The sequence below is a fragment of the Alienimonas sp. DA493 genome (assembly GCF_043951915.1).
Taxonomy (GTDB): Bacteria; Planctomycetota; Planctomycetia; order Planctomycetales; family Planctomycetaceae; genus Alienimonas.
In genome coordinates, this window is sequence record NZ_JBINJD010000017.1 from 1 (window position 1) to 15,892 (window position 15,892).

Below are 15,892 nucleotides of genomic sequence, written 5' to 3' on the forward strand. Positions count from 1 at the left end.
GGGACGCTGCGGGTGCTAGCAGTGAGTCCCCGCGGCGGTCACTCGGCCTCGTAGGCGCCGCTGAACATCGTCAGGGCGAGGTGGGCCGGTTCGCCGGGGCCGGGGGTGCCGACGAAGCCGATGCCGCCGAACAGGGCGTTCGACACGTTCATCGTTTGGCCCTTCACCCGGCAGCGGGCGCTGAAGGGCTGATCGATCAGGGCCCGACAGAAGCCTTCGACCTCCACGCAGGCGACCGGATCGACGGAATCCTTCTCGCGGCCGGAGCCGGGGCAGACCTTCGCCATGGTGACGACGCCGAACAGCAGGCCGTCCTCGGTCGCCCGGCAGTCGCCGGCGACCTCCAGGGAGCAGCCGGCGTGCGGCACGGTGCAGGTCGCGGTGAAGGAGCCGTCCGGGCTGACGACGATCGTGACGGACTGGTCGTTCAGCGTGCGGGTCCAGCGGCCGACCGGCAGGCCGGGGTTCGCTTCAACCGGCGTCGCGTAGGCGGCGGGGGTGGCGTAGCCGGCCGGGGCGGGTTCGACGGCGGCGGTCCGCTGCACGCCGTACAGGCCGGCCGGCTCGTAGGCGATCGGGTAGGGGGCGACGGGGGCGGCGAGCGACGGAGCGGCGACCCAGCCGGGGCAGCGGTCGGTCGGCTCGCAGGCGCCGCGGAGCTCGCACGGGCTCATTTCGCCGCCGGCCGGGGCCAGGGCGAGGGCTTCGCACACGGGGGTCTCGCAGACGGGGGCGGCGCAGGCGGCAGTCGCGCAGACGGTTCCTTCGCAGACGGTCCCCTCGCAGACGCCGTTCGGGCAGGGGCCGCCGTCGCAGGCGGCGCCGCGGCAGGTCGTGCCGCAGGCGCGGGCGCACTCGGCGGCGCACTCGGACAGCTCGCTGGCGGCGCTGGTCACGATGGTGGTGAACTGCTTGGCCACCACCGCCCGCAGTCCGCAGGCGGCGGTGCCGCAGACCGAGCCCTCGCAGGCGGCGGTCTCGCAGACAGCGTTCTCGCAGGCGGTCGGGGCGCAGGCGGTCGGGGCGCAGGCGTCGCTGGCGGCGGCGCAGACGGTGATCGGGCAGGCGGTCCCGCTACAGGCGAGCATCCGCTTCGGGGCCGGCGGGGCCGATTCGGAGGTGGCGGAGCAGACGGCCACGGCGGTCGCGGGCACGACGACGTCGCAGGTCGCCTTCGGGCCGGCGGCGGGGGCCGGAGCGTCGCAGGCCTCGGCCTCGCACTTCGCGGCGACGATCTTACAGACGTCGTCCTCCACGACGTGCGTGAGGCCGAGGGGCTGAAGGACGAGCTTTAGGGCGGAGGACGTCTGGATACCATCCACGTTGATCGTCACTGGCGAGTCGATTTCGTTCCCGGTTCGCTGCAAGTCGGAGGGGTCGACGCAGAGGTTGAAGCCGTTCGCGTTGGCCAGATGACGGAAGAACTTCGCGAGCGGCACTTCCTCCATGTGCAGGCTGATCGGCCGTTTGAGAGCCGCGACGATGGACTTCTCAACCTCGGACAGCGCGCAGCTCGAGGCGGTCTTGTCGCAGACGGCGCCGGTGCAGGCCGTCTTCTCGCAGCAGCCCATCGCCTCGCAGCAGGCGGAGCCCGGCCCGGTGCAGGTCGCGGGGCAGTCGGCGGTGGGGCAGGCCCCGTCGGAGAACGAGGCGAGTTGGAGGCGGAGTCCGGACGCGGTGAGCGTGGCGTCGGGGGCCTCGACCTTCACGGTCCGCTTCGCCTTGGACGGGCAGGCGCCGCAGGAGGGCGGGGCGGCGGCGGTCAGCGACGCCGTGCCGAAGCCGATCGCGAGAACGGCGGCGAGTTTCAGGGCGTTCATCAGTCTCTTCCTTGAGACGGGAGGCGGGTGGGTCGCGACCTCGACTTCCGGTTCGGGCGCCGATCGGGGGGTCGCGCCGGGGTCATCGCACACGATCCCTCGCGCGCGAACCCCGGGTTCGCGTCTCTCACCGTTCGCCGCGGAGACGGGGCCCGCGCAGCAAAAACGCCGTCGCGTCCCGGGGGACGCGACGGCGAGGAATCGAGGCGGCGCTCGTACGGGTCAGCGGATGATCAGGCTGAACCCACTGCCGCCGTAGCCGCGGCCGTATCCGAAACCGCGGTTGTAGAAGCCCCGGTTGTAGCCGAAGCCGCGGTTATACAGACCGCTGCCGTAGTACCGGCCGCCGTACAGGCCGCTGCTGAACCCGCGGCGATAGCCGTAGGGCCGGTAGCCGGAATTGCGATAGCCGTAGCCGTAGGAGGGCCGAACGCCGTACCCGTAGGACGGGCTGATGCCGTAACCGTAGCTCGGCCGCACGTTGTAGCTGTACGGACTGTAGCTGTACCCGCCGGTGTTGTAGCCGATCCGCAATCCGCCGGCGTCGGCGGGGGCGGCGGAGCCGAGGAGGGCGGCGCCGGCGACGGCGACGGACGCGAGGAGAGCCTTCATGGGGGTTGATCTAGGTGGGGAGGATCGAGCGGCGAATCTGCGGTCTCTGCAAGGGATTCCCGTGGGAACCCCTTCGTGAGGCAAGTTCGGCGCCAATTGGCGTTGCCACGGCAATTCCGTCCTCCCGCCGTCCCCCGCCGGTCGTCCCGCCGCCGGAGCGGTCGCCGAACGTTCAGGGGCGATCGCCGGCGACGGTCGCCGGCGCACGGTCGTTCTCCGCAGCCTCAGCCGGCGAAGGCCCGGCGGGCGCAGCCGGCGGCCCCGACCACGCCGGCGTCCGCCCCCAGGGCGGCGAAGCCGACGTCGAGGTGCTCCGCGACGGTGGGGAAGGCCCGCCGCTGGACCTCGCGGCGGAGGGTGTCGAGGAACAGGTCCCCGGTGGTGGTGCCCGGTCCGCCGAAGGTCATCGCCCCGGCGAGCAGCACGCTGTCCGGGTCGATCGTGTGCAGGATGGAGACCGTGCCGACCCCCAGCAGGGCGGCCGTCTCGGTGAGGATGTTCAGGGCGAGTTCGTCCCCGTCGTCGGCGGCCTCGCAGATGAGCTTGGGCGTGAGCTTCGTCCCGCCGGCGAGGCGTTCGTGCATCAGCGACTCGCCGCGGTCCACGTCCAGCGCGTCCCGGGTGCGGGCGACGACGCCGCGGGCGCCGCAGTAGGCCTCCAGCGTGCCCCGCATGCCGGTGCCGGGGTGCACGCGGGCGTCGGGGTTGCAGTCGATGATGATGTGGCCGCACTCGCTGCCGTGGCTGTGCTCCCCCTCGATAACGGCGTCCCGCAGGATGATCCCGCAGCCGATGCCCGTGCCGAGCGTCCAGAGCACAAGGCTGTCCGCGTCGCGGCCGGCGCCGGACCAGTACTCGCCGTAGGCGGCGGCGTTGGCGTCGTTCTGGAGCGTCGTCGGCTTGCCGAAGCGGGTTTCGACCGCCTCCCGAATCGCCCAGTTCCGCCAGCCGGGCAGGTTCGAGGGGCACAGCAGCGTGCCGGTCTTGAGGTTCATCGGGCCCGGCGTGGCGAGGCCGACCGCGGCGATCTCCGCCCGGTCGACGCCCGCGTCCTCCAGGGCGGCGTTCGCGGCGGCTTCGATCCGGTCCAGCCCGGCGTCGGGGCCGAGTTCCTGCTCCGTCGGCACCGACCCCTTCCCGCGGACGACGCCTCCGGCGTCCACGACCGCGGCCTTGATGTTGGTGCCGCCCACGTCGATGCCCAGCAGCGGCGGGCCGTCCGGGGTGGTCAGGCCTGACAGGGGCATAGGGGGCTCGGCGGCAACCGGGGGGGAAAGGAAAGCGCGCGAACTCTACCGAGCCGCCCCCATCGCTTGAAGGGCGACCCCCACCCGCGGCGACGGAGCGGGGCGGCCGCTAAGATCGGGCGATCGCGTTCGACCCCTCCGTTTCGTCCACGCTTTCGTTCACGCCCGTCCGCATGTCCCTGTCGTCCAAGTTCGCCCGGGCCGCCGTCGCGGCGACGCTCACCGCCGCGGGGACCGCCGTCGGCTACAAGCTGACGACGCGGGCCCTGCGCGGGCGCTACAGCTTCGCGGGGAAGACCTGCGTCGTCACGGGCGGCTCGCGGGGGTTCGGATTGGTGATCGCCCGCCGGCTGGTGCGGGCCGGAGCGGCGGTGGCGATCTGCGCCCGCGACGCGGATCAGGTCCGCCGGGCCGCCGACGAACTCGCCCGCCGGGGCGAACCGGGGCGGGTCGTCGGCGGGGTCTGCGACGTCTCAAACCGGGAGGACGTCCGCCGGTTCCTGAAGACCGTCACCGACGCCCTCGGGCCGGTCGATCTGCTGGTGAACAACGCCGGGCTGATCTCCTTCGGCCCCGCCGCGTCGCTGACGGCCCAGGACTATGAGGACAGCCTCGCCACGCACTTCTGGGGGCCGTACTTCTTCACGGAGGAAGTCCTGCCGATGATGAAGAAGCGACGGAGCGGGCGGATTCTGAACGTCTCCAGCATCGGCGGTCGCGTCCCGCTACTGCACGGCAACGCCTACACCGTCGGCAAGCACGCCCTCGTCGGCTACAGCGAGGGCTTGCGGATGGAGGCCGTGAGGCACGGCGTGTACGTCACCACCGTCTGCCCCGGTCTGATGCGGACCGGCTCCCCGCGGCATGCTCTGATCCGCGGCAAGCACGAGGCGGAGTACGCGGGCTTCAAGATTCTCGACAGCCTGCCCGGCCTCTCGTGTAGCGCCGAGCGCGCCGCCGACGCCGCCCTCGAAGCGGTGAAGGAGGGCCGCGGCGAGGTGATCGTCCCCGGGCCGTTCTCCGCCGCGGCGACCTTCCACGACCTGTTCCGCAACTTCAGCCTCGACCTGCTCGGCCTGTTGGGCCGCACGATGCCGGACGCCCCCGGGCCAATCGGCGATCAGGTCACCCCCGCCCGCCGGGGTTACGAAGTGGAGACCCCGCTGACCCGCTCCGCCCTCACCGGCCTGACCCAGCGGGCCGCGGTGCGGAACAACGAGGTCTGACGCCGGCTAACCGCCCTGCGCGAACGCTCGTTCGGCGGCCTGCCGGCGGCTGACGGCGTCGTTGCCGTTGCGGGCGTCGAACCGGGCGGCGAGTTCGTCGGCGGCCTTTCCAAAGGCCGCGGCGAGTTCCGACGGCCGCACGGCCTCCGCCGGACTCGGCACCGGGAAGTCCTCCGGCAGGCGGAACCGGCGGGGTTCGTCCGAGTCCTCCGCGAACGCCTCCAGCGCCGCGCCGGCCGCGGCGAGGTACTCCCGGCGGTTGTCGTCGGAGACGGCGCCGACCGTCCCGGCGGTCCGCCGCAGCAGGCCGGGCGCCTCCCCGGTCTCCCCCAGCCGGGCGAGGTAGAGGAAGTGTTGGGCGGCGCAGAAGGTGAACGCCGGGAACCGGCGGAGGGCGGCGAGCCCGAGGCGGTGCTGCTCCGCGGCCTCCGCGGGCCGCCCGAGGCGGAGCAGGGAGGCGAGGACCTTGCTGTGGGTGCGTTCCGGCTCCTCGGCGCAACTCAGCCGTCCGCCGAGCAGCGGGGCGGCCCGCTCCACGGCGCCGGCGTCGTCGCCCAGCCGCACGGCGTGGGTCACCGACTGGCTGGCCTCGCAGGCCCGGCAGTCGCTCAGCGGGTCGCGGGGGGCCTGCTCGAAGCGGGCGAAGGCGGCCCGGGCGCCGTCCTCCTCGCCCAGCAGCCAGAGGGCGTTCGCCCGGTAGTTCTCCGCCGGCCGGGGGCTGAACCCGTGGGCGGCGCAGCGGGCGGCGAAGTCGTCCAGCACGGACATCACCCGCTCCCGCGGGAAGGCGACGTATTCCGCCAGCGCGTCCGAGAGCCACTTGTACTTCCACAGCAGCCCCGGCCAGAAGATCCACGGGGCGTCCGGCTCGCGGTCCGCCTCGGCCAGCACGACGGCGAACGGCGCCAGCGCCCGATCGAACAACTTGGCGTGCATCGCCGCTTCCCGGACCAATTCGAGCCGGAACTCCATCCGCAGGCCCACGGGCAAGCCGGCGGCGTCGGCGGCCTGCACGACGCTCTCCCACAGCGCCACCGCCGCCGGCCCGTGCGGGGCCGAGGCGGCCAACTCCAGCGGGACCGACACTTCGGGGGGCAGGCCGTCGGACATCGCACCGCGCGGTAAGGGAGAACCACCGACCGACCCGCCCGACGGGCGATCGGTTCGAGTCGCAGGTTATCCCGCGCCCTCACCCGGCGCCCTCGGCGAAGGCCCGCGCCTCCGCCCGGCGCCGGGTGAACACGTCGTTGCCGTTGCGGGCGTTGAACCGGGCTTCGATCGCGTCCGCGGCTGTCTTGAACTGCGGGGCCAATTCCGAGGGCTTCACCGGCTCCCCGGCGTCCGGCACGGGGAAGCCGTCGGGGAAGGCGAAGCGTTTCTTCCGGTCCGACTTGGCGGCGACCGCTTCCAGGAAGGTCTCCGCGGCCCCGAGGAACCGCCAGCGATCGTGATCGGAGACGGCGGGGACCGAGCGGGCGAACCGCCGGAACACCCGGTCGCCGGTCTTCAGATCGCCGACGCGGGTGAGGTAGTCCAGGTGCTCCGCCGCCCGGGCGACGAACTGGGGGAAGCGTCGCAGGGCCTCCAGACTGACGCGGTTCCGCTCCGCGGCCTCCTCGTGCCGGCCGAGCCGGACCAGCGGGGCGAGCAGCACGGCGTGGGTGTTCTCCGGCTCCTCGGCGCAGGCCAACCGGCCGGCGGCGAGCGGCTGGAACCGCTCCACGGCGCCGGCGTCGTCGCCGACGTGCACCGCGAACTGCACCGCCCGGGCCGTCTCGCAGGCGTGGCAGTCGCTGAGATCATCCCGCGGAGCCTGCTCGAATCGCCGCATCGCCTCCGCGGCGGCGTCCCGGTCGCCCATCAGCCAGAGATTGTTCGCGCGGTAATTCTCCGCCGGCCGCGGGGAGAACCCGTGCGCCGCCGCCCGAGCGGCGAAGTCGTCCAGCACGGCGAGGATCTTCTCCCGCGGGATCGCGGCGTACTCGCCGGTGGAGTCGCTGAGCCACTTGTACTTCCACAGCAGGTCGTACCAATCGACCCAGTCCGCGTCGGGATCGCGGTCGGCCTCGGCCAGCAACGTCGCCCAGGGGGCGAAGGCCCGGTCGTACTGCTTCACGCCGTCGGAGGCGGCCGCCTCGACCAGTTCGGCGCGGAAGCCCATCCGCACCGCCGCCGGCAGCTTTGCGGCGTCGGCCCGGGCGACGGCGGTCTCCCACAGCGCCACCTTCGCCGGCCCCTCCGGCGCGTAATAGGCCATTGCCGACGCTTCAAACACGTCGGGCGGAAGTTCGTCGGGGTCGTACATCGCGGAGGCGCTCCGTTCTAAGTGCTCGGGGAGGCGTCGGCGCCCGAGGGAGCGTCCTCGCCGAACGCGAACGCCTGATCCCGCCGCCGCAATCGCACATGAAAATCGTTGCCGTTTCGTCGGTCGAAGGCGAGCGAAAGCCGTTCCGCCTCCGCGTTCATCGCCGCGATCAGCGGCGCCGGGTCCGCCCGCCCGGCGTCACCCGCCAAATCGGCGAGCGGATCGCCGTCCGGCCACGGCAACGCCGGGGGCGCTCCCGCCGCCGTCAGCGCCTCGAGCGCCAGCGCCGCCGCGGTGAGGAACTGCATCCGGTCGTCCGGACTGACGTTCGGGAGGTAATGCACGGCGCGGCGCAGCAGTTGCCGCAGGGCTTTCGTCGCCGAGTCTGCGCACAGCGCCGGGACGCCGCCCCGGGTGAGCACATGCGCCAAGAACGTCGCGGTCAGCCCGGCGACGTGGACGCGGTGCGGCTCCGCCTTCAGAACCCGGACGGAGGTCCGATAGAACCGGACCGCGTCCTCGTCGTCCCCGTTCAGGGCGAACGCCCGCAGCGCGAACGGCTCCATCAGGCCGTGGCAGATGTACCGCGTGCACTTCAGGCGACCGTCAATCAGCCGTCGGCCGGTCTCCCGGACGCTCGGCAGGTCGTCGCTGTACCAATGAAAGTAGAGCCACTCCCGAACCCGGCAGTGTTCGCACCGGGCGAAGTGACCGCTCCAGGGGTTCGACATCCGGTCCAACAGGTCCCGGGCCCGGTCGAGCTCGCCGGTGGCCAGCGCGAGGTTCAGCCGGCCGCTGAGGATTTCCGCTTCGGCCAAGCCCTCCGCTGCGCCGCGGCGCGCGAACTCCTCTTCTAACTCCCTCAGACGTTCGAGGGGGACGTCCGGGAAGCAGGTCGCCCCGGTCAGGAGCGTCGGGAAGGTGACGATGAGTTGGCCGCCGTCGTCGAAGCGGGCCGGATCGGCGTCGACGTCCTGCAACAGCCGGGGGAACAGGGCGAGGGCGACGTGATATTGGGAGGTGAGCATCGCCGCATCCAGCTGGGCCAACCGGGCCCGAAAGGAGGCGACGTCCTCGTTGGCAGCGTCCGCGTGGCGGGCGATCTCTGCGAACGCCGCCGTTCGTGCCGGCCCGGCCGGCATCTCCTCGGCGTCGTCCAGCCGCTGCTCAAGATCCTCGTGCATGTCAAATATTATGCCGATCGGCGTCGCTCGATTCGATCTCTCCCAAAGCGAACGCCCGGTGCCGGCGGTGATGGCGGAGGTGGAAGTCGTTGCCGTTGCGGCGATCGAAGGCGCCGGCGAGGGCTTCGGCCTCCGCGGTCATCGCCGCCGCCAGCGCGTGCGGGTCCGCCTGACCCGCGCGGCCGGCCAGCGGGGCGAGCGGGTCGTCGGGCGGCAGCCGCAGGGCGGGGACGGCGTCGAACTCCGCCAGCGCCCCGATCGCGGGGGCGGCGGCAGTCAGCAGCTCCATGCGGTTGTCCGGGCTGATGCCCTCGCTCAGGCTCGCACAGCGGACCAGCAGCCGCCGGAGGGCGACGGCGGCGTCCGCGACGGGGAGCTCGTCCGTCCCGCCGCGGCGGATCAGGTGAGCGAGGAACCCGAGGCTCAGCCCCGGCATCACGACCCAGAACGGACCGCTCCGCATCCCGGCGGCCGCCGTCCGGTAGCGCCGCACGGCCTCCGGCAGGGCGTTGCGCAGGGCGAGGGGGCGGAGGATCAGCGCCTCCCGCGGGCCGCAAAACTCGAACCGGGTGCAGTGCAGGTCGCCGTCGATCAGCCGCCGGACGAGCCGCAGCACGGCGGGCTGATCGTCGGCGCACCAGGGGAGCATCAGTTCGTGCCGCAGGCGGCAGTGCGGGCACTCGGCGAAGTGCCCGCCCCACGGGTTCGACATCCGCCGCAGCAACGCGGCGGCCTTGTCCAGATCGCCGGTCGCGGCGGCCAGCCGGAACAGCCCGCCGGCGATCTCCGAGTCGTGCCGGCCCGCGGCGGCGGCCCGGGTCGCGTAGTCCTCGCCCAGTTCCCGCAGCCGGCGAAGGGGGATCTCCGGGAAGCTCGTCGCCCCGCCCAGCAGCATGGGGAAGGCGAGCAGCAATTGGCCCTCCAGGGCGAAGCGGCCGGGCTCCGCGTCGGCGTCGGCCAACAGGCGGGGGAAGGCGGCGAGGGCCACGTCGAACCGGTTCGTCATCACCGCGGCGTCCAGCAGCCCCAGCCGGGCGTTGAACGCCGCCTCCGCGTGCCCGCCGGCCTCCGCCTGCCGGGCGAGGTCCGCGAAGGCGTCCACCCGGCGGGCGTCGTAGGGCCGCTCCGCGGCCTCCTCCAGCGCCCGGTCCAGCGCGTCCGTCACCGGTCGCTCCCCGGCCGCGGGTCGGCGGAGGCTTCGGCCTGCTCCCAGAGTTCCCGCAGCCGCTCCCGCCGGGCGGCCGGCACGCGGTCCACGCCGCTGCCGGGGCCGAACACGAACGCCCGGTTCCCCGCCGTCTCCACCGCCAGGTATTCGTTCCCGTTCCGGGCCGCGAAGGCCTCGTCCAGCCGGTCCGCCTCCGCCAGCAGCGGGGCGACGACTTCCGAGGGCCGCCGTTGCGGCGGGCCCCCGGTCGGATTCCCGGACGGGCCGTCGGCGGGCGGCTCCTCCCCCGGTAACGGCAGGGGCGCCGGGGCGTCGCGGCCGGCGGCGGCGAGGGCTTCGCAGGCGAAGCCGCACGCCTGATAGGCCTGCCCGCGGAAGCTCGGCCCCATGCCCGGCGCCGTCCGCAGCAGCCGGCGGACCCGGGTCCGCAGCCGGGAGACGTCCTCGTCGCTCATCCGCTCGGGCGTGCGGGCGAGGCGGCGGGAGGCGTATTCCGTCAGCAGGATATCCCCGAACAGCCACGATCCGCTGCGGGCGTCGGCCTCGGCGAAGTTCCGGTCGGCCTCCTCCTCCGCCCCCGCCCAGATCAGCGGTCGCAGGGACCATTCGAGGAAGGAGCTCCGCCACATCCACGCCCCGGGAACCTGATTGGCGATCACCGGCCGCATCGCCGCCAAGGCCCGCTCCGGCTGGGCCGTGTAGATGCCGGCGAGGGCCTCGGCGTCCCAGGAGGGCGGCAGCCCGGCGGCGGCCCGGGCCCGCTTCATCGCCACGCACAGGGCCGGCACCGCTTCCAGATTGCCCAGCGTGCCGCGGGCGTGCAGGCGGGTTTCGTACATGTCCGCCTCGTCCCCGCCCAGCGTTTCCACCCGGCGGGCGAAGTCGTCCAGCAGCGCCTCGACCCGCTCCCGGGGGATGGAGGGGTAGCGGGTGGTGTACCGCAGGACCTCGGCGTAGGCGGTGAGGAGCCGGTCCGGCGGGGAGCCGTCCGCGGCGGCGGCGTCCGGATCGGCGTCGAAGTCCGCCAACAGGGCGGCGAAGGTCGGCAGCACCCGGTCGTCGCCCAACTCCGTCCCGGCAGCGGCGATCAGCAACGCCCACCGGGCCCGACGGACCCGGCCCGGATCGCCGGCCGCCTCGGTGCGGCGGGTCAGATCCGCCAGCGCCGCGACCTTGGCGGCGCCGGGAGGCATCATCTCCAGTTCGAACAGTTCGGTGAGGAACGGGTCGAGCGGGCTCCCGGCGGCGGCGTCCGACTCAGCCATCGGCCCCCCCGCCGTCGTTGGCGGGGCCGTTCCCGCCCACGCCGCGGCCGTCGACGGCCGCGGCGATCAGGCCCAGCAGGCTGTCGCCGAACAGTTCGAACTCCGCCTCGCCCAGCGGGTAGTGGCCGAGCATCAGGCTTTGCACGTACAGCAGCTCGACCGCCGTCCGCACCGTGCCGCGGGCCACGGCGCCGTTTTGCTCGTCCGGGGTGGAGGCGGTCGCGGCGAGGTTGCGGACCAGCGGGTGAGCCCAGTTCAGGCAGAGTCGCGGACCCTCCACCTGCGGGCGGGCCTTTTTGATGTCCTCCAGCACGCCGCCCCATAACTCGCCGGCGTCCTCCTTGCTCCGCTCGAGGTCCCGCAGGAAGCTGGCCTCCTCCCCGATCGCGTACAGGGCCGGCAGGGTGGCGGGCTCGAACCGGCGGACGTCCGGCGTGCAGTCCAGCGGGGCGAGGGCATCGGCGGCGACGCTCAGCAGGTCGGAGGCGGCCTCCCAGGCGGCGTCGTCCAGCTCCCCGAACTCCTCCGACAGGTCCGCCGCGGTGACCTTCTCCGCCGTCACCGGCAACGTGTCCGGCAGCGATTCGAGCAGTTCCTGCTCGTCCGTGTAGCAGGCGTTGATCACCACCAGCCCCTGGGCGCTGGCCACCGGGGCGAGCTGCCGGAACTGGTCCATCGTCGCGGCGAACCGCAGCCGGTCGTCGGACCGCTTGCGGATCTCCTCCAACCGCAGTCGGCCGGCGGTGGTTTCGAACGGCAGCCAGTCGGCGGCGAGCTTGCGGAACTCCTCGTCCTCCACGGCCAGCCGTTTGACGGCCCGGTAGTGTACGTCGATCAGCCGGTGCAGACGGTCGCGGTCCTTGGCGGCCCAGCGGAGCAGCGTCCGCCGCAGGCTCATGCCCAACTCCTCCCGGGCGGCGGCGAGGTCGGCGTCGTCTCGCAACTCCTCCCGGCTGGCGGTCGGGTGCAGGCCGTCGGCGTTCAGCACGCAGGTCACGAAGAAGGCCCAGTCCGGCAGCAGGCCGTCCGCCTTCTCCGAGAGCAGCATCCGCTTCAGATAGACCCGGTGATCGCCGGTGCGACTCCGCACCGTGGATTCCGGCCGGACCAGCGCCACGCCGCGGACCTTGCCGGCGTCGGACCGGATCGGGAAGGCGTCGAGGAAGGTCTTGCCCAGCGCCCCCTCGGCCCACTCCAGCAGGCCCTCGCGGTCGGCGGGGGAGTCCGTGGAAAAGCGTTCCCACGGCGGCTCCTCGTTCAGCGGCTCCTCCGCGGCACCGTGCTTGAAGGTGACGGGGAAGGGCAGCAGGGACCCGTAGCTGGCGGCCCGCTGTTTGACGACCTCCGGTTCGAAGTGCTCCAGCCGGTCCTCGCGGGCCCGCAGGAACACCTGCGTGCCGGGGGCGAGGTCCGCATTCAGCGTGCGGACGGTGTAGGTGCCGTCCGCCCGGCCGCGCCACTCGACCGGTTTGGCGCCCGGCTCGACGCTGCGGGTGACGGCGACAATCTCCTCGGCCACCAGGAAGCCGGCCAGCAGGCCGATGCCGAAGCGGCCGATGAACGACTCTTCCTGCAGGTCCCCCCGCTTGGCGCTGCGGCCGATCTTGGCGAGGAACTCGTGCACCTCCGGCTCGGACAGGCCGACGCCGTTGTCCCGCACGCTGAGGGTGGGCGGGTGCGCGACGCCGTCCGCGGTCGTGCGGCCGGGCAGCAGTTCCAGGGTGACGCGGCCGTCGGACAGGGCGAAGTCGTCGTCCTTCGCCGTGCGGGCCGTCAGCGCGTCCACGCCGTTCTGGAGCAGTTCCCGCACGACGACTCGCGGGCCGGAGTAGAGGTGCTCGCTGAGCAGTTCGATGACGCCCCGCAGGTCGACTTGGAACCGGTGGTCGCTCGGGCCGACGGCTGCGGCGGCGGTCGCGGGGTCGGCGGGCGCGCTCATGGGGGCAGGGTACGAAAGGGCGGGACGGCGGGCGTCGGACCCGGGTAGGATAACGGGCGTTCGCCCCAGGGGACGCCCGCCCGTGTTCGCTTCCGCCGCTCTGTCCGTTCTTCTCGTCGCCCTCCCGGCCCCGCCGGCTCTCGGCGACGGCGGCACGGTCGACCCGCCCGTCGCCCGCGGCGGCGAATCGGACGCAACGATCCAGCCCCGCACCGTCCTGCTGATCGCGGGGAAGGACGACTCCCACCCGCCCGGCACGCACGAGTACGCAGCGACCGTCCGGGCGCTGGCGGACTACCTGAAGGACTCCAACGTCGGCGAACGGCTGGCGATCGAGACCGCCGTCGGCTGGCCGGAGGACCCCACGGCGCTGAGTCGGGCGGACTGCGTGTTCCTTTACTCCGCCGGCGGGGATCACGACGAGAAAGACCACCCGCTCCTGGTCGGCGACCGCTGGAAACAGCTCGAAACCGCCGCCGCCCGGGGCTGCGGCGTGGTGTTGCTGCACTGGTCCACCTTCCTGCCGGACCGGCTGGACGCCTCCGCGATGAAGGTCGTCGGCGGGCGGTTCGACTACGAGGGCGGCGACGGCCCCCGCGGCTGGGAGAGCCGCATCGACTTCGCCGAGCCGACCGTCGCCGTCACTGCGTCGCACCCGGTCACGGAGGGGGTCGAACCGCACGCGCTGCACGACGAGTTCTACCACCATCTCGCTTTCCCCAAATCGAAGGCCGGCTGGACGCCGCTGCTGACCGCCCCGCTGCCCGAGGACGACGGCACGACCTCTGAACAAACCGTCGCCTGGGCGCTGGAGCGGGCGGTGAACTCCGGCGGGCCGACGCACCGCGCCGTCGGCTTCACCGGCGGGCACTTTGAAAGAAACCTCTCCGAGGCCGATGAGGACGGCGAGCGGGACGACGGCGACGGGCCGAACGCGGACCACCGGCGGTTCCTGCTGAACGCGATCGTCTGGGCCGCCGGGCTGGAGGTGCCGGCCGGCGGGGTGCGGACGTTCGACGAGCTGTGGACCCCGGTCAGCCGGGCCGACGCCATGCTGCCCTACGAGACCGAACGCGAGCCGGACTGGTTCGACGACCGCGTCCGCCGCATGGATCCGGGGCCGTTCTACTTCAGCAGCCTGACGCTGCCGGACGGGGAGAAGATTCTCAAGGGGGTGGCGATCACCGTGCCCGGCGCCCGGCCGGCGGAGCACCTGCTGGTTGACACCCTCACCGGCGTGGCCCGTTGCGGCTGGGGCGGGCGGTTCCTGGAGCACAGCGACCGCCGGTTCGGCCTGATCGAACTGCCGAAGGTCGGCGGGCAGTGCGTCTGGCGCCTGCCGAAGTCCGCCCGCTGGACTGTCGAAGACAAGGACGGGACGCGCGAGCCGGCGGCGGTGCGGTACGAGGCCCTCACCGCCGACGGGCCGTTCGTCACGCTGCACTTCACGATCGCCGAGGAGCCGGTCCGCTTCGTCGCCGACGTCGCCGGCTACCGGTTCGAAACCGGCCCCGACGGGGCGAACCTGTCCCCGCCGGCCGACGGACCGATGTTGCGGGTTCTCGACGAACCCCTCCCGGACCTGCCGACCGATCCCGCCGGCCGCTGGGACGGCCCGCTGGTCACCGCCGGCCAGTTGGGCGAACCGGTCCCCGAGACGGGCGGCGCCTTCGTGGTGGATACGGTGGAACTGCCTTTCGAGAACCCGCACGAGGCCCTGCTGTATCTGTCCGGCCTCGGCTTCACGCCGGACGGCACGGCCTACGTCGCCGCCGCCCACGGGGATGTCTGGCAGGTGAAGGGGCTCGGCGGGGACCTGTCGGAGATCGAATGGCGGCGGTTCGCCACCGGGTTCTACCAGCCGCTCGGCCTGACGGTGCGGGTCTCGCCGGAGGGGGAGGCGGAGATCTTCGCCCTCGGCCGCGACCGCATCACCCGGCTGGTCGACGTCAACGACGACGGCGAGGCGGACGTCTACGAGAGCTTCAACGCCGACCTGGACATCCTCGGCCAGCCGCACGCCTACGCGATGGGGCTGGAGACCGACGAGGCGGGCAACTTCTACTTCCTCAAAAGCGGCTCCGGTCAGACGAAGCAGGGCGGGTGCCTCGTGCAGGTGACGGCCGACGGGACGGAGATGAACGTCGTCGCCACCGGGTTCCGGCACCCCAACGGGATCGGGTTCTGCCCGGACGGCTGCTCCGTCGCCGGATTGCTGACCGCCGCCGACAACGAGGGCAATTGGGTGCCGGCCACGCCGCTGCATCTGATCGACCCGGGCGTGGCGGTCTCCGACGCGACGGCCGCGGAGTACTACGCCGGCTTCGTCCCCACCGCCCACCGGGCGGCGGCGATCGCCTTCGACCCGCCGGCCCTGTGGATGCCGCGGGCGGTCTGCACCAGCGCCGGCGGGCAGTGCTGGGTGCCCTGCGGCCGGCAGGGCGAGAGCTGGGGGGAACTGGCCGGGGCGATGCTGCACCTCTCGTTCGGCCGCTGCACGGCAAACCTCGTGCTGACCGAATCGCTCCACGTCTCCGGGGCGCCGCGGGCCCAGGGCGCCGCGATGCCGCTGCCGGGCGTGCGGTTCCTCGCCGGCGTCTGCCGCGGGCGGTTCTTTCCGGACTCGGCGGACCTGTGGGTTTGCGGGCTGGACGGCTGGCAGACCGCCGCGGTGCAGGACGGCTGCCTGCAACGCCTCCGCCGCACCGAGGCCCCCCTTCGGCTGCCGACCGCCGTCCGCGCCCACCGGGACGGGCTGGAACTGCGGTTCGCCACAGAACTGACCGATCAGGCCGCCGACCCCTCCGCCTGGCGGGTGGAGGCGTGGACCTACCTCCGCAGCGCCGACTACGGCTCCGACGAGTTGCGGCCCTCCGACCCGGAGACCGAGGGGCACGACCTCTGGCCGGTGACGGAGGTTTCGCTTTCCCCGGACCGCCGCGGGGCGTTCCTGTCGATCCCCCGGCTCGAACCGGTGATGCAGTACTCCGTGACGGCGGATCTGGCCGCCGCCCCGGACGAACACGCCGACGCCGCCCCGGTGCCGGTGCGGCTGTTCGGCACCATCCATCACGCCGGCGACCGCTGGCTGGGTTGGGGGGCGGAGTGATGCGGATGCGAACGGGA

The 15,892-nt window shown here is 73.1% G+C and carries 11 protein-coding genes; 2 read left to right on the plus strand and 9 right to left on the minus strand.

The window, feature by feature from the left end; genetic code table 11:
• Positions 1-38 precede the first annotated feature (38 nt).
• The 3 genes from ACG2DA_RS04335 to ACG2DA_RS04345 form a co-directional block, all read right to left on the minus strand.
• The gene (locus ACG2DA_RS04335) at positions 39-1,820 is read right to left on the minus strand and encodes a hypothetical protein (protein ID WP_395254245.1); all 1,782 of its coding nucleotides are present in this window, start codon (positions 1,818-1,820) and stop codon (positions 39-41) included.
• 222 nt (positions 1,821-2,042) lie between these two features.
• On the minus strand, positions 2,043-2,432 hold the full coding sequence (locus tag ACG2DA_RS04340) for a hypothetical protein (RefSeq protein WP_395254246.1): 390 nt from the start codon (positions 2,430-2,432) through the stop codon (positions 2,043-2,045).
• Between the two features lie 224 nt (positions 2,433-2,656).
• Positions 2,657-3,679 carry an ROK family protein gene (locus ACG2DA_RS04345; protein WP_395254247.1) on the minus strand — a complete coding sequence of 341 codons (1,023 nt, stop codon included), beginning with the start codon at positions 3,677-3,679 and terminating at the stop codon, positions 2,657-2,659.
• A 173-nt stretch (positions 3,680-3,852) separates the two neighbouring features.
• Between ACG2DA_RS04345 and ACG2DA_RS04350 the strand changes: the two genes are divergently transcribed.
• Positions 3,853-4,905: an SDR family NAD(P)-dependent oxidoreductase gene (locus ACG2DA_RS04350; RefSeq protein WP_395254248.1), complete on the plus strand. Its 1,053-nt coding sequence runs from the start codon at positions 3,853-3,855 to the stop codon at positions 4,903-4,905.
• A gap of 6 nt (positions 4,906-4,911) precedes the next feature.
• Here the strand turns inward: ACG2DA_RS04350 and ACG2DA_RS04355 are convergent, their stop codons facing one another.
• The 6 genes from ACG2DA_RS04355 to ACG2DA_RS04380 form a co-directional block, all read right to left on the minus strand.
• Positions 4,912-6,015, minus strand: a complete 1,104-nt coding sequence (locus ACG2DA_RS04355; protein ID WP_395254249.1) for a hypothetical protein — start codon at positions 6,013-6,015, stop codon at positions 4,912-4,914.
• A 79-nt stretch (positions 6,016-6,094) separates the two neighbouring features.
• Positions 6,095-7,210, minus strand: coding sequence for a hypothetical protein (locus ACG2DA_RS04360; protein WP_395254250.1), 1,116 nt, complete (start codon positions 7,208-7,210; stop codon positions 6,095-6,097).
• 17 nt (positions 7,211-7,227) lie between these two features.
• Positions 7,228-8,394 (minus strand): hypothetical protein, encoded by a 1,167-nt coding sequence (locus tag ACG2DA_RS04365; RefSeq protein ID WP_395254251.1) that lies wholly within the window; start codon positions 8,392-8,394, stop codon positions 7,228-7,230.
• A 1-nt stretch (position 8,395) separates the two neighbouring features.
• On the minus strand, positions 8,396-9,559 hold the full coding sequence (locus tag ACG2DA_RS04370; protein WP_395254252.1) for a hypothetical protein: 1,164 nt from the start codon (positions 9,557-9,559) through the stop codon (positions 8,396-8,398).
• Positions 9,556-10,827 (minus strand): hypothetical protein, encoded by a 1,272-nt coding sequence (locus ACG2DA_RS04375; protein WP_395254253.1) that lies wholly within the window; start codon positions 10,825-10,827, stop codon positions 9,556-9,558. The genes ACG2DA_RS04370 and ACG2DA_RS04375 overlap by 4 nt, the downstream gene beginning before the upstream one ends.
• A complete protein-coding gene (locus ACG2DA_RS04380; RefSeq protein ID WP_395254254.1) occupies positions 10,820-12,766 on the minus strand; it encodes an HSP90 family protein in 1,947 nt (648 codons plus the stop codon). The genes ACG2DA_RS04375 and ACG2DA_RS04380 overlap by 8 nt, the downstream gene beginning before the upstream one ends.
• Before the next feature lie 82 nt (positions 12,767-12,848).
• On the opposite strand from ACG2DA_RS04380, the gene ACG2DA_RS04385 reads away from it, so the two are divergent.
• Complete coding sequence (locus ACG2DA_RS04385) at positions 12,849-15,875, plus strand: hypothetical protein (RefSeq protein WP_395254255.1); 3,027 nt, start codon at positions 12,849-12,851, stop codon at positions 15,873-15,875.
• Positions 15,876-15,892: the final 17 nt, after the last annotated feature.